Source organism: Rhizobium sp. P40RR-XXII (assembly GCF_012641405.1).
Taxonomy (GTDB): Bacteria; Pseudomonadota; Alphaproteobacteria; order Rhizobiales; family Rhizobiaceae; genus Rhizobium.
In genome coordinates this window covers 68,120-80,105 of record NZ_JABAII010000022.1, presented here as the reverse complement: position 1 = coordinate 80,105, position 11,986 = coordinate 68,120, and the positions used below count along the sequence as shown (strand labels likewise).

Genomic DNA, 11,986 nt, shown 5'->3' with positions numbered 1-11,986 from the left:
CCTGGCGTGTCCTGATCATGCAATCTGGACACTGACGCGCCGGTGGTTCGCGTTAAATGGGCCTGACCCCAGTCCGCCTTCCCTTCCAGGAAAGCTATCCGGCGCTTGGACGGAATGTCAGGCTATTTGAAATCGGCGGTTCCGGGCGCGGGGCGCGCGAAAGCCGCTCATATTTTCAGGCATTTCGGCTCAGAGCGGTGTCGACGATCGACTTTGCCTTCTGAAACGCCGCTTCTATACTCATTTCTGAGGTATCTAGCAAGTATGCGTCTTCAGCCGGCTTCAGCGGGCTGTCGGTGCGGCCCATGTCGCGTTCGTCGCGCCGTTTTACATCCTCGAATATGGCGTCGTAATCGGCGCTGCCACCGGCTTCGACGATCTCCTCGTAGCGCCGCCTTGCGCGGACCGCGACGGACGCCGTCACATAGAGCTTCACCGGCGCGTCCGGGCAGACGACGGTGCCGATGTCGCGGCCGTCGAGTACGGCACCCGGCGTCTTCCCGGCAAAACGGCGCTGAGCCTCCACCAGAGCCCGGCGGACGGCCGGCATGACGGCGATCTTCGAGGCAGCCTCGCCGATCTCGTGCCTGGACAGAATGGTCCGATCTAGCCCGCCCAGATCGACTTTGCGCGCCATCGCCTCGGCAATGGCTTCGTCGTCGAGCGGCAATCCGGCATCGAGCAGAGCCTTGGCGGCCGCGCGGTAGGTGAGACCGGTATCGAGATGATGAAAACCATAAGTCTCGGCGATCCGGCGCGCCAGGGTTCCCTTGCCGGCGGCCGCAGGCCCGTCGATGGCGATGATCATGTCTTCTTCCGTCCCTACGCGGTCTCTCGTTATTTGCTGTAGCGACGCACCGCTTCGGCCGCTTCCGCCGCCTCCGTACGATCGAGCGCTCCGAGGTCTTCGGCCACGCCCCGTCGGTCAGCCAGCGGCCGGTTCTGGCTCACCTTCCATTTGCCGTCAATCGTCTCGATATCGATTTCAATGCCGATAACGCCTTCCATCGGGCTGCGATGAAGTCCGGCGGCGCATCTTCCACTGCCCTGGGCAGCGCAGGTCCATTAGCCCCCGGCTTCGATCGTCGCGCCCAATCCTGTCATCATAGCAAAAAAATCGGGAAAGCTGGTGGGGATCATGGCGGAATCGTCGACCGAAACCGGATGCTCGCTGGCAAGCCCCATCACGAGGAAACTCATGGCGATGCGATGATCGAGATGGGTCTTGACCGCGCCTGCGCTGGACCTGCCCAGGCCCTTGCCATCAGGCCTGCCTTGAACCGTCAGTGAATCCCTGCCTTCGCTGCACTCGACGCCGTTGAGCTTCAATCCTTCGGCGACGGCCGAGAGCCGGTCGGATTCCTTCACCCGGAGCTCCTCCAGCCCCTGCATGATCGTCGTGCCATCGGCAAAGGCGGCCGCGACCGCGAGCACGGGATATTCGTCGATCATCGACGGCGCGCGTTCGGCCGGCACCGTAACGCCCTTGAGCGCGCCGGAGCGCACGCGCAGGTCTGCAACATCCTCGCCGCCCGTCACGCGCCGATCGATGACCTCGATATCCGCGCCCATCTCCTGCAGCGTCAGAATGAGGCCGGTACGCGTCGGGTTCATCAGCACATTGCAGATGGTGATGTCGGAGCCGGGCACGATCAAGGCCGCCACCAGCGGGAAGGCGGCGGACGAGGGATCGCCGGGAACGTCGATCGTCTGGCCCGCGAGCCTGCCCTGGCCCTCGAGGCGGATGGTGCGGATCCCGGCGGCGTCGGTTTCGACTGCAAGTGATGCGCCGAAGCCGACGAGCATCCTTTCCGTATGGTCGCGGGTCATGACCGGCTCGATGACGGTCGTGATGCCGGGCGCGTTGAGACCCGCCAGAAGCACGGCGGATTTGACCTGTGCCGAGGCCATCGGCACGTGATAGGTGAGGGGGCTCGCTACGCGTGGCCCATGCAGCGTGACGGGCAGCCGGTCGCCGGCGGCGGCGCTGACCTGCGTTCCCATCCGGCGCAACGGATCGAGAATGCGCCCCATCGGCCGCTTCGAAAGCGAAGCATCGCCGACGAAGGTGGTCTTAAAATCGTAGGAGCCGACCAGGCCCATGGTCAGGCGGGATCCGGTGCCGGCATTGCCGAAATCGAGCGGCGTCTGCGGTGCCAGCAGCGCGCCATTGCCGGTGCCGCTGACGATCCATGCGTCGCCGTCCCTGCGGATCGCGGCGCCGAGCGCCTGCATGACCCTGCCGGTATTAAGGACATCCTCGCCTTCGAGCAGGCCGGTGATGTGGGTCTCGCCCGAAGCAAGGCCGCCGAACATCAGGGAGCGATGGGAAATTGATTTGTCGCCGGGAATGCGGATCGTACCAAAGAGACCGGCCGAGCGGCGTGCCACAGCTGGACGCGGGAGAGTGTCATGCGGCATGGGCAATTCCTTTGCGATGCCGATATTCCCTACGCATTCTGTGCTGGCTGCTATCGTCCTTGGCCAGATGTTCTGCGGTTCACATTGGCTGGTTAGCACAGGCGCGCCGCCCCGTCATCCCGCAATGTGTGAAACCGCGTGCGAAGCGGCATGAAGTTTAGCTTTGACAGAAACGGCCGCAACGATTAAGGGGACCGGCTGATATTTCCCTTAAAACGCCGGCTTCCCCGGCATTGCCGAATTTTCATTCGGCCATTCATGAGGCTTTGACAGTGGCGAAAGCGGAACTTGGAACAAAACGTACCGACCCCGATACCGGCAAGAAGTTCTATGACTTGAACCGGGATCCGGTGATCTCGCCCTATACCGGCAAATCCTGGCCCTTGTCCTTCTTCGAGGAAACCTCCGCTTCGAAGGAAGTTCCAGAAGAAGAGGAAGTGGCCGAAGTCGATACCGAAAACACCGAAGTCGAACTGGTGTCGCTCGAGGATGCCGACGAAGCGGCAAGCGGCGACGATATTCCGGATATAGGCGATGACGATGTCGAAATCGGCGACGATGACGACGATACCTTCCTCGAAGCCGACGAAGATGAAGACGATGACGATATGAGCGACATTATCGGCGTCACCGGCGACGAAGACGACGTCTGATTTCAAAGACAGTCGGCCCGGTAACTAAGAAAAATTTCCCGGGCCGAATTTTTCGGCTTGCTATCTGCAAAAACCAGAAGTAATAAGCCGCCACCCCGACGGGCGAAGTGCTCGGAAGGGCCCAGGGCCGGTCAAACGGCACCACCTTGATGGGGCTATAGCTCAGCTGGGAGAGCGCTTGCATGGCATGCAAGAGGTCAGCGGTTCGATCCCGCTTAGCTCCACCAATCCTTTTCTACCGCCTGAAATCAATGCGAACGCCTTGAAAGGCAAGCTACTTTCTGCGGTTCGATAGCCCTCATTTCGGAGATAGGGCAACCTTCCTGAAAACGCTAACCGAAGCACCAGTCTTTTGTCCCGAAGATGCTCGGAAGCCCATAGTTTACAAGGGCTTACCAAGAATTCCATCGCGGTTCGATAAGTTTCTTTGAATCCGGCCGCCGGCTTAGTGAAATTCGTCGTCCGCTTTGTCAGAACCCGCTTTTCTTGTTCCAATTTTTTGATTTGAGTCTCATAGGCGGCGAGGAGATCGAGCGCGATATTCCCTATATGAAGGGCTACACCGTGTTCAATGTCGAGCAGATAGAGGGTCTGCCGGAGCAATACACGGTGCCGTCCGTGCCGGTTCTCGATCCGGTACAGCGAATTGACGGCGCGGACATCTTCTTTGCCGCGACCGGCGCAGACATCCGCCACGGCGGCAACCGGGCGTTTTACAGCCAGAGCGATGATCGGATTCAGCTCCCGCCCTTCGAGGCTTTTAAGGACGCCGAAAGCTACTACGCCACGCTGGCGCATGAACAAATTCATTATGCCGTAAGCCGGATTATGCCGAATCTGATAAGAACGGCATTGGAATTGAACACCAACTACGCCTCGATGGTCGGCATAATTGCTACAAGCGGTAAGAACCCGGTTTGCTTTCCGTTGGCTACACTGGGCGCTGGAATTCCGCTCTCGCTTCTTCGACCGAAGCCCTGATCTCGCATTCCCAGACGTGGTCATTGATGAGCCCCATCGCCTGCATGAAAGCGTAGACGGTGGTTGGCCCCACGAAGGACCACCCACGCCTTTTCAAATCTTTCGATAGCGCAATTGAAGCTGCGGAAGTCGATGCAGTCTGCGGTTTGGCGCAATCTTCCCGTCGCGGCTCGAAGCGCCAGATGTAGGTGGCGAAAGAGCCCTCCGCCTTGACGAGCTCTTGCGCACGCTTCGCATTGTTGATGACCGCATTGATTTTGCCACGATGGCGTACAATTCCCTCGTCCCTCAAGAGTCGTTCGATGTCGACGTCGTTGAATAGTGCGATGCGGTTGAAATCGAAGGCCCAAAAGGCAGACCTGAAGTTCTCGCGCTTAGCGAGGATCGTTCGCCAACTCAAACCCGACTGAAAGCCTTCGAGGCAGAGCTTTTCGAAAAGACGAAAATCGTCGGAGACCGGAAAGCCCCACTCGGCGTCATGGTAATGAAGAAACTCCGGTGCGGCCGCGCACCAGCGGCAGCGCGGCCGCCCGTCATGACCCAGGACAGTTCCGCTCATCGATTACCCTTTCAGGAAAATAAGCCGTTCATCAACGCGGCCCGGCGTCACTTCGTGGATCTCGGCGCTGACCACACGCTCTGCTACGAAAGGATCCTCCTGAACCAACGCCTCAAGGCTTTTCCGATCAATATTGTGGGCGAGGAGTGTCCCGCCCGCGTTCGGCTGGAGGCTGCCTACAAGAAGAAAAGTCCCGCTGTCGAAGCCTCTTTTGATCCAGGCATTGTGTCCCTCAAGGAATTGGGCGGCCTGCGTCTTGTTGTCCGAAAATCTGAGAAATACGATAAACATGATCTGTCCCGTTTTTTGAGCTGTGATGGAATGAGAAAGGCCTCGCCGCGCTATGACGCGTCGCCGGTTTTGTTCGAGGCAGCTTATCCCCGGTCAGTTTTGAAGCCCTCGGCCGCGATATCCTTCAACCAGTCCTTCATCTGATCAACCTCGCGCTGAACGAAGTCTTGATCCTGGAAGGCATTGAAAAGGGTCGCGGCGCCCTGGCTTCGGGAGAGAAGATGCATGGCAAGCACATCCGCATCTGCTTCTCGGCCGAGTGCGACGAACTGACGGCGAAGCCACGTCCGGAACAGCATGAACAATCCGCCGGCGTCTGCCCGAGCTGCGTGGTTCAACTTCGCAAGCTCGCTCGTTAAGGTTCCGATCGGGCATCCATACAGTTTGATCTTATCCCCATTCACGATGAGGATATCGATAAAGCTGGAGATCCGCTCTACCGGTGTCTTGCCCTCTATCTCCCATCGCTCCAACATCGCATTGCGATCAGCCAGGCGTTTCTGGATTACCGCTTCGAGAATGTCGTCCTTCGTCTTGAAATGGTGATAGAAATTGCCGCGTGATATCTTCACGAGCTCGGCGATGTCTGCAAAGGATGTGTGCTCAAATCCCCTGCGGTAGAACAGATCGTCCGCTACGCCGACAATCTCCTCGCGTGTCGCTCGATTTGCCATCGTAGTGCCTCCTGTTGGTCTTCGGATGCCTTAGGCAGCGGAGGCCTCTTCGCCCGTGAAGAACGGATAGTCAGTATATCCGGCGTCGTCCCCGCCATAGAAAGTCGCCGGATCAGCCGTATTCAACGGTAACCCCTGCCGATAACGCCTTACGAGGTCAGGGTTGGCGAGGAAGGGCAGGCCGAATGCCACGAGATCGGCATCGCCATTTGCGATTGTCTGTTTTGCAAGGTCCAAGTCATAGCCGTTGTTCGCGATGTATGTGCCAGCGAAACACGACCGCAGAGCCCGATAGTCAACCGCGGACGATCTTTTTGACATGTCCCCCTGAAGCACGTGGACATACGCAAGGCCCCGAGTGCCAAGCTCCCGGATAATGTACTCGAAGTGAGCTTGCGGGTCGGAATCCACCATGGCGTTAAAGCTGTTCTCTGGTGTCAGACGCACACCAATCCTCCTTGCGGGCCAAACCTCACTGACGGCGTCGAGAATCTCATTCAGCAGTCGCATACGATTGCCGACACTGCCGCCATAGGCGTCACCTCGCCGGTTGCTGCCATCACGCAGGAACTGGTCGATCAGGTATCCGTTCGCTCCGTGAATCTCGATTCCATCGAATCCCGCACGCTTTGCCAACTCCGCGGCATGTCGAAACTGAGCGACGAGGCCTGGAATTTCCTCGAGCATGAGTTCGCGCGGTGTCACAAAATCCTGCATCCCGGCATATGTAATTGCCCTGCCGGATGGACGAACCGGCGACGGCGCGACTGGGACGGCCTCTTCCGGTTGGAGGCTCGGATGGGAAATCCGACCGCAGTGTTGCAGTTGCACGAAAATGCGGCCCCCGGAGGAGTGCACCGCGTTGGTCAGTCGGAGCCAGCTGGTCACATGCGTATCGGCGAAAAGACCAGGAGTGTAGGGATAACCGACGGCTTCTGCAGAAACAGGGGTAGACTCCGAGATGATCAGTCCAGCCGTGGCTCGCTGCTGGTAGTGCGTAACCATCATCGGCGTCACGTTGCCACTGCCATCGGCACGATTGCGCGTCATCGGCGCCATGACCATGCGGCTGGAAAGCGTCAAGTCATTAAGCTGAAAGGCACTGAAGAGATCTGCGGCCATTAATTCTTCCCTCAAATCGAATTAGGTCAACTGTCCTAGCGCAACGATTAGGTCAATTGTCCTAATCTGTCAACGCTCATATCTCTTCCCCGCTGAAATGTGCCGAGGAAGACAGTCCGGCCGTCGCCAACCAGCATGAGCCTGCCGTCTGTCGTGTATATCGGCCAGGTCAGCAAAGGCCGGTATCGAGTTAAATTAGAGGTTTGACGGGAAAATTGTTGCTCCACCAACCAGGAGCACAATGATGGACACATGCGATCAGTTTACCTGCCTCGATCCTTACTTAGCGTCCTTTGAGGCAAGTCTCGCATCCAAGAACTACAAAACGGCAACGCTGAAGCATTATCGCCATCTGTTACGGCGCTTCGCTAATTTGCTGGAGGCCGAGGGCATTGCACCGTCGGCGTTGACGCCGGACCTTGCTGTCGAGTTGGGATGTGGGTTGCCGACCACGCCGAAAAGCCAGATCAAGATCCCCAATCTTGCCAGGCTGTTCGTCGCGCATCTTATTGAAATCGGAGTGGCCACACGACCAGCCTTGACGCCTGCCAAAGCCGAACGCCAGCAATTGCTGGCCAACTTTGAATCCTATCTTCTGGGGCAACGCGGCCTAAGCCCTCGTTCCGTCGATCATGTGCTGGGGTTCGCAGCCCGCTTTCTCGATCACCGCTTCGGAGACCAACTGCTCGATCTCACAGTGCTGAGCGCGCGCGATGTCGTGGCGTTCATGGAGCATGTCATCGCACGCAAGACCCCATACCGCGACAAGACGTTATCCACGCACCTCCGCAGTTTATTCCAGTATCTGTTCGCCCAGGGGCTCACCACCACAAACCTCTCGCTCTGCGTGCCCAGGGTGCGCAAACCCTGGGGCGCCAGACTTCCACGATATCTGTCCCCCGATGAAGTGGAGACTGTGCTGGCATCGGTGGGAACCAATCCGCGGCGAGGCGCGCGCGACCACGCCATGTTGCTATTGATGGCCAGGCTTGGCCTGCGCGCGCCCGAGGTCATGGCGATCCAGCTCGATGACGTCGACTGGCGTTCCGGCGAGCTACTGGTTCGCGGAAAAGGGCAACGTCATGATCGGCTGCCAATTCCCTCAGATGTCGGCGAAGCGATCAGCAGATATTTACGCGAGGAGCGAACATCGACGACAACCCGCACGTTGTTCGTGACCCATCGGGCGCCGAACCGCCCGTTCAAGGACAGCCAGATCATCAATATGATTTTGAGGGAAGCGTTCGCGGCGACGGGCGTGAAGCCGCCGACACCGTATGTCGGATCGCATGTTCTGCGCCACAGCCTGGCGACGCACATGGTTCGATCCGGCGCTTCGCTGGAGGAGATCGGCGATCTTCTGCGGCATCGATCGCGCGCAACGACGATGATCTATGCGAAGCTTGACACGGATGGCCTTCGCTCCATTGCCCAGCCTTGGCCGGTCGTGGAGGCAGCACGATGAGCTTCCTTGCCGAACATCACCGCTACCTGAGTGTGAGAAGGCGGCTGGGCGCCGATCTGACTACAGACGAACGGATATTGCGCCGCTTCGCCGTCTTTGCCGACAACGATCGCGCGGAGTACGTCGACACAAGATTGGTCATGCGCTGGCTCGAGAGTCTCCCCTCCGCCGGCGCCGGAACACGGGGGCTCGCTTCCGGGTAGCTCGCCAGTTTGCCGCGTGGTTGCATGGTATGGATCCACGGCACGAGGTCCCGCCCCAAGGGTTGGTGCCTGGTCGTGTTCAACGAAAGCATCCACACATTTACAGCGACGCTGAAATCATTGCGATTATCGAGCATGCCCGAACGTTGCCATCCGTCTACGGCATACGCGGCCTGACCTGCTCGACGCTCTTCGGCCTGATCGCCGTGACTGGTCTTCGGATCAACGAAGCCCTGCGTCTCGACCACGCTGATCTCGATGTCGAATCTGGCGTCCTTCGTGTTCGGTACGGCAAACTCGGCAAGGAACGAGTATTGCCCCTGGATCCAACCGTGGTGCAACAACTGGAAAGCTATGGGCGGGAGCGGGACCGGCTATTGGGGCGCAGATCGCAAGCCCTATTCGTCACGTGCGAGGGGCATCGTCTTGGCGAATGCGGCGCGCGCTATAACTTCGCGCTGGTCTGTCAGCAGATTGGCCTGAGGCCGACACAGGTTCACGGGCGCCATGGGCGTGGGCCGCGCATCCATGACCTTCGCCACACCTTCGCGGTCCGGACGATGCTGAACTGGTATCGATCCGACCAAGATGTGGGCCGCGAGATGATCAAACTCACAACCTGGCTCGGGCACGCGAGCCCGGCCAATACCTATTGGTATCTGGAGGCGGTCCCGGAATTGTTGGAATTGGCTTCCGCCCGGATGACATGTGCGGCGGAGGGGAGGCAATGAAAGCAACAAGCTTCCCGGCACTGATCCAGCGCTTCTTCACTGATCGGCTTTGCACACAGATGGAGGCAAGCCACCACACCATCGCCAGCTACCGGGACACATTCCGGCTGCTGATCCGCAACGCGAGTTCACGGTGTGGAAAGCCGCCCACGAAGCTGACGATCGAAGATCTTGACGCCGATCTTGTCGCCGACTTCCTGACCCATGTGGAAACGGCGCGCGGTAACACGGCACGGACCCGCAATACGCGCCTGGCTGCCATCCGCTCATTCTTCCGCTATGTCGCGATGACCGACCCGACCTGGCTCCTCCATAGCCAGCGCATTCTCTCGATGCCAAGCAAGCGGTACGTGAAGCGAAGCGTGACGTTCCTCGACGCCGAGGAAATAGCAGCGCTGCTGGCTGCGCCGGATCGAACAACCTGGGTGGGACGGCGTGATCACGCCCTGCTGCTGCTTGCGCTTCAGACCGGGTTGCGGGCGTCCGAAATGATCAATCTGCGCTGCAAGGACGTGGTCCTTGGTGTCGGGGCTCATATCCGGTGCGTCGGCAAGGGGCGAAAAGAACGCAGCACGCCTCTTCGTCGCGATACGGCAAAACTGATTCAGGGCTGGATTGGTGAGCGTCATGACAGCGACAGTCCCTTGTTCCCTTCGATTCAGGGCGAGCGGCTCAGCCGTGATGCGCTGGAACATCTTGTGCGCAAGCACTGCCTCGCGGCATCGCGCGCCAGCCCAAGCCTCGCAGGCAAACGTGTTACGCCGCACACGCTGCGGCACAGCACAGCGATGGAACTGCTCCATCACGGCGTAGACCAATCCGTGATCGCACTATGGCTCGGACACGAATCCGTGGAAACAACTCAGATCTATATCCACGCCGATATGCGGTTGAAGGAAAAGGCGCTCTCGCAAGTCGCCCGACCGGAAACGCATCCGGGGCGGTATCGCCCCAGCGACGAGTTGCTCGCATTCCTCGAACCGCTCTGATTATGCCGAACTGCTGCATGGCCGAACCAGCTACCACCGCGTAGAAAATCGGCCATGCGGCATAATCCGGCTTACGGCATAATGCGTGTTATGCCGATATCGGCATAATAACGTCCACTGGACCAAGCAAAAGAAGAGGCTGGACCGTGAACTTGGCCGCAAGCGGTGGGGCGATGAAGGCTATGCGACGGAGGAACTGGTTGCCGAGCTTGGCGCGGCGTTTCTTTGCGCCGATCTCACCATCACGCCGGAAGTGCGCGAAGATCATGCCGCCTATATCGGCAACTGGCTGAAGGTGCTGAAGGACGACAAGCGGGCCATCTTCACCGCCGCCGCCCATGCGCAGCGGGCCGTGGATTTCTTGCACCAGTTCAGCGGCAAGGCCGAGCAGCAGGATGCCGAACCCCTCCAATCCGCAGCAGCATATGGAGGGCAGGGTCATGAAACGCCAATCCTTTTCCGCCGACCCGGATCAATTCGGTTTCGACAGCCTTCTGATCGAGGCCGAAACCGTCAACCGGCAGGCCGCACTCGAAAAACGCTTCGCGCATCTGCCCGGCACGATGGACGAAGCCCTACCGGTCTATCGCGATATCATCAAACGGCATCACGCCGCCATGCTGGCGGGCAATACTGAAACGACCCTGCAGCTTCGCGAAGAGGCGCATGATCTTGCCCTGCGATTGAACAACGGCGAGCCCGGCATTTTGGCCGGACCGGACGCACCCGGTTGCATGCTGGAACGGCTGACCGTTGCCGATAACGGGATCGTTCCGCTCTGGGGACAGACCGGCAGCTTCATCATCGAAGTGCAAGGCATGAACGTGCGGATCGATATGGATGGTATTTTCGGCATCGGATCGCAATATAGCCCTTGGATGAATTTCAGCGTCCATGCAGTCCATTGGAACAAGCCGTTCCTCTCCGAAACCGGGTATCGCAGCTTCATGGGATTGCAGGCCCAACTGGCCCCCGGACTGACGCCGGATATCTTCGCCTCGCAAGTTATCGACGCGCATGTCCAGAAGGAGCTTAAAGGGCGGCTTAAGGCTATCGAGCCGCGATATCGCAAGAAATAGATACACATTGTGTATGCGTTTATGCTATATTGGCTTTGAAGGAAAAAATGCCATGACCAGCAAAAACGCCACCGATACCCATACCCGCGCCGTCAATTTGAGGGTTCGTGAGGACGTTCGCGTCCTGATCGACCGTGCCGCCAAGGCCCACGGGAAAACCCGTTCGGATTTCATGATCGACGCTTCGCGGCGTGCCGCCGAAGACGCTCTTCTTGATCAGACATTGGTGCAGGTCGATCCTGACAGCTATAAACATTATCTCGCCGTCCTCGACCAGCCGCCAAGCGGCGAAGGCTTCGAACGGTTGATGAACGCTCCCAAACCCTGGCAGCCGTAATGTTGTCAGCACCGGCGCTTCTTAGCGAAGCGCACGATCTCCCGCTATTCGATAGCGGCCACGACAGCCTCGATGAATGGCTGCGCCGCCGGGCGCGGGCCAATCAGGTCAGCGGCGCATCTCGAACCTATGTGGTTTGTGAGGGCGAGCGCGTCGTCGGTTATTATTGCCTGTCATCGGGAGCGCTCGCAGTCGCCGATGCGCCGGGGGCAATCCGGCGCAACATGCCCGACCCTGTTCCCATGGCGGTGCTTGGCCGTCTGGCCATCGACCGCAACTGGCAGGGAAAAGGCATCGGAGCCGCGCTGTTGCAGGATGCCGTGCTGCGCACCGGGCAGGCAGCCCACATCATGGGCATTCGCGGCCTTCTGGTTCACGCCATCTCCGAAGAAGCCAAGGCCTTCTATGAGCATTATGGATTTACGGCCTCGCCCGCAAACCCCATGACCCTGGTATTATCGTTGAAGGCTCGATAAGGCTT

16 protein-coding genes, 1 tRNA gene and 1 pseudogene are annotated in these 11,986 nt (G+C 59.1%); 11 read left to right on the top strand and 7 right to left on the bottom strand.

The features are described from left to right. Positions 1 to 175: 175 nt before the first annotated feature. The 3 genes from cmk to aroA are packed head-to-tail and all read right to left on the bottom strand — an operon-like array spanning position 176 to position 2,421. Positions 176 to 808, bottom strand: coding sequence for a (d)CMP kinase (gene cmk, locus HGP16_RS29365; RefSeq protein WP_168843476.1), 633 nt, complete (start codon positions 806 to 808; stop codon positions 176 to 178). Between the two features lie 29 nt (positions 809 to 837). Further along, complete coding sequence (locus HGP16_RS29360; RefSeq protein ID WP_205926733.1) at positions 838 to 1,008, bottom strand: hypothetical protein; 171 nt, start codon at positions 1,006 to 1,008, stop codon at positions 838 to 840. Between the two features lie 57 nt (positions 1,009 to 1,065). Then, a complete protein-coding gene (aroA, locus tag HGP16_RS29355; protein WP_168843475.1) occupies positions 1,066 to 2,421 on the bottom strand; it encodes a 3-phosphoshikimate 1-carboxyvinyltransferase in 1,356 nt (451 codons plus the stop codon). Positions 2,422 to 2,693: 272 nt separating this feature from the next. On the opposite strand from aroA, the gene HGP16_RS29350 reads away from it, so the two are divergent. From HGP16_RS29350 to HGP16_RS34615, 3 genes are all read left to right on the top strand, one after another. After that, the gene (locus HGP16_RS29350) at positions 2,694 to 3,074 is read left to right on the top strand and encodes a TIGR02300 family protein (RefSeq protein ID WP_168843474.1); all 381 of its coding nucleotides are present in this window, start codon (positions 2,694 to 2,696) and stop codon (positions 3,072 to 3,074) included. Positions 3,075 to 3,225: 151 nt separating this feature from the next. Further along, positions 3,226 to 3,301 (top strand) — tRNA-Ala (locus HGP16_RS29345). Positions 3,302 to 3,560: 259 nt separating this feature from the next. Further along, a complete protein-coding gene (locus tag HGP16_RS34615) occupies positions 3,561 to 4,055 on the top strand; it encodes a zincin-like metallopeptidase domain-containing protein (RefSeq protein ID WP_312867351.1) in 495 nt (164 codons plus the stop codon). On the opposite strand, the gene HGP16_RS29335 is transcribed toward HGP16_RS34615, so the two are convergent. The 4 genes from HGP16_RS29335 to HGP16_RS29320 all read right to left on the bottom strand — a co-directional run bounded on the left by HGP16_RS29335 (position 4,006) and on the right by HGP16_RS29320 (position 6,701). Continuing rightward, complete coding sequence (locus tag HGP16_RS29335) at positions 4,006 to 4,614, bottom strand: DNA-3-methyladenine glycosylase I (RefSeq protein ID WP_168843473.1); 609 nt, start codon at positions 4,612 to 4,614, stop codon at positions 4,006 to 4,008. The two genes, HGP16_RS34615 and HGP16_RS29335, sit on opposite strands and share 50 nt — an antisense overlap. Positions 4,615 to 4,617: 3 nt before the next feature. After that, entirely contained in the window at positions 4,618 to 4,905 is a 288-nt protein-coding gene (locus HGP16_RS29330) for a YciI family protein (protein ID WP_168843472.1), read from the bottom strand. 83 nt (positions 4,906 to 4,988) lie between these two features. Further along, positions 4,989 to 5,579 carry a TetR/AcrR family transcriptional regulator gene (locus HGP16_RS29325; RefSeq protein ID WP_168843471.1) on the bottom strand — a complete coding sequence of 197 codons (591 nt, stop codon included), beginning with the start codon at positions 5,577 to 5,579 and terminating at the stop codon, positions 4,989 to 4,991. A gap of 30 nt (positions 5,580 to 5,609) precedes the next feature. Continuing rightward, on the bottom strand, positions 5,610 to 6,701 hold the full coding sequence (locus HGP16_RS29320; RefSeq protein ID WP_168843470.1) for an alkene reductase: 1,092 nt from the start codon (positions 6,699 to 6,701) through the stop codon (positions 5,610 to 5,612). Positions 6,702 to 7,074: 373 nt separating this feature from the next. Here HGP16_RS29320 and HGP16_RS29315 point away from each other — a divergent pair, with 373 nt between their 5' ends. The 8 genes and pseudogenes from HGP16_RS29315 (at position 7,075) to HGP16_RS29285 (ending at position 11,981) form a co-directional block, all read left to right on the top strand. Next, a complete protein-coding gene (locus HGP16_RS29315; protein ID WP_246705632.1) occupies positions 7,075 to 8,166 on the top strand; it encodes a tyrosine-type recombinase/integrase in 1,092 nt (363 codons plus the stop codon). Continuing rightward, positions 8,163 to 8,369: a hypothetical protein gene (locus HGP16_RS34265; RefSeq protein ID WP_246705631.1), complete on the top strand. Its 207-nt coding sequence runs from the start codon at positions 8,163 to 8,165 to the stop codon at positions 8,367 to 8,369. Before HGP16_RS29315 ends, HGP16_RS34265 begins: the two co-directional genes overlap by 4 nt. A 29-nt stretch (positions 8,370 to 8,398) precedes the next feature. Then, entirely contained in the window at positions 8,399 to 9,100 is a 702-nt protein-coding gene (locus HGP16_RS29310; RefSeq protein WP_246705630.1) for a tyrosine-type recombinase/integrase, read from the top strand. Then, on the top strand, positions 9,097 to 10,089 hold the full coding sequence (locus HGP16_RS29305) for a tyrosine-type recombinase/integrase (protein ID WP_168843505.1): 993 nt from the start codon (positions 9,097 to 9,099) through the stop codon (positions 10,087 to 10,089). The genes HGP16_RS29310 and HGP16_RS29305 overlap by 4 nt, the downstream gene beginning before the upstream one ends. A gap of 103 nt (positions 10,090 to 10,192) precedes the next feature. After that, positions 10,193 to 10,456, top strand: a pseudogene (locus HGP16_RS29300) (zincin-like metallopeptidase domain-containing protein); the annotation flags it as partial. 73 nt (positions 10,457 to 10,529) lie between these two features. Further along, the gene (locus HGP16_RS29295) at positions 10,530 to 11,168 is read left to right on the top strand and encodes a hypothetical protein (RefSeq protein WP_168843469.1); all 639 of its coding nucleotides are present in this window, start codon (positions 10,530 to 10,532) and stop codon (positions 11,166 to 11,168) included. A gap of 52 nt (positions 11,169 to 11,220) precedes the next feature. Beyond that, on the top strand, positions 11,221 to 11,505 hold the full coding sequence (locus HGP16_RS29290; RefSeq protein WP_168843468.1) for a DUF1778 domain-containing protein: 285 nt from the start codon (positions 11,221 to 11,223) through the stop codon (positions 11,503 to 11,505). Beyond that, entirely contained in the window at positions 11,505 to 11,981 is a 477-nt protein-coding gene (locus HGP16_RS29285) for a GNAT family N-acetyltransferase (protein WP_168843467.1), read from the top strand. Before HGP16_RS29290 ends, HGP16_RS29285 begins: the two co-directional genes overlap by 1 nt. Positions 11,982 to 11,986 lie beyond the last annotated feature (5 nt).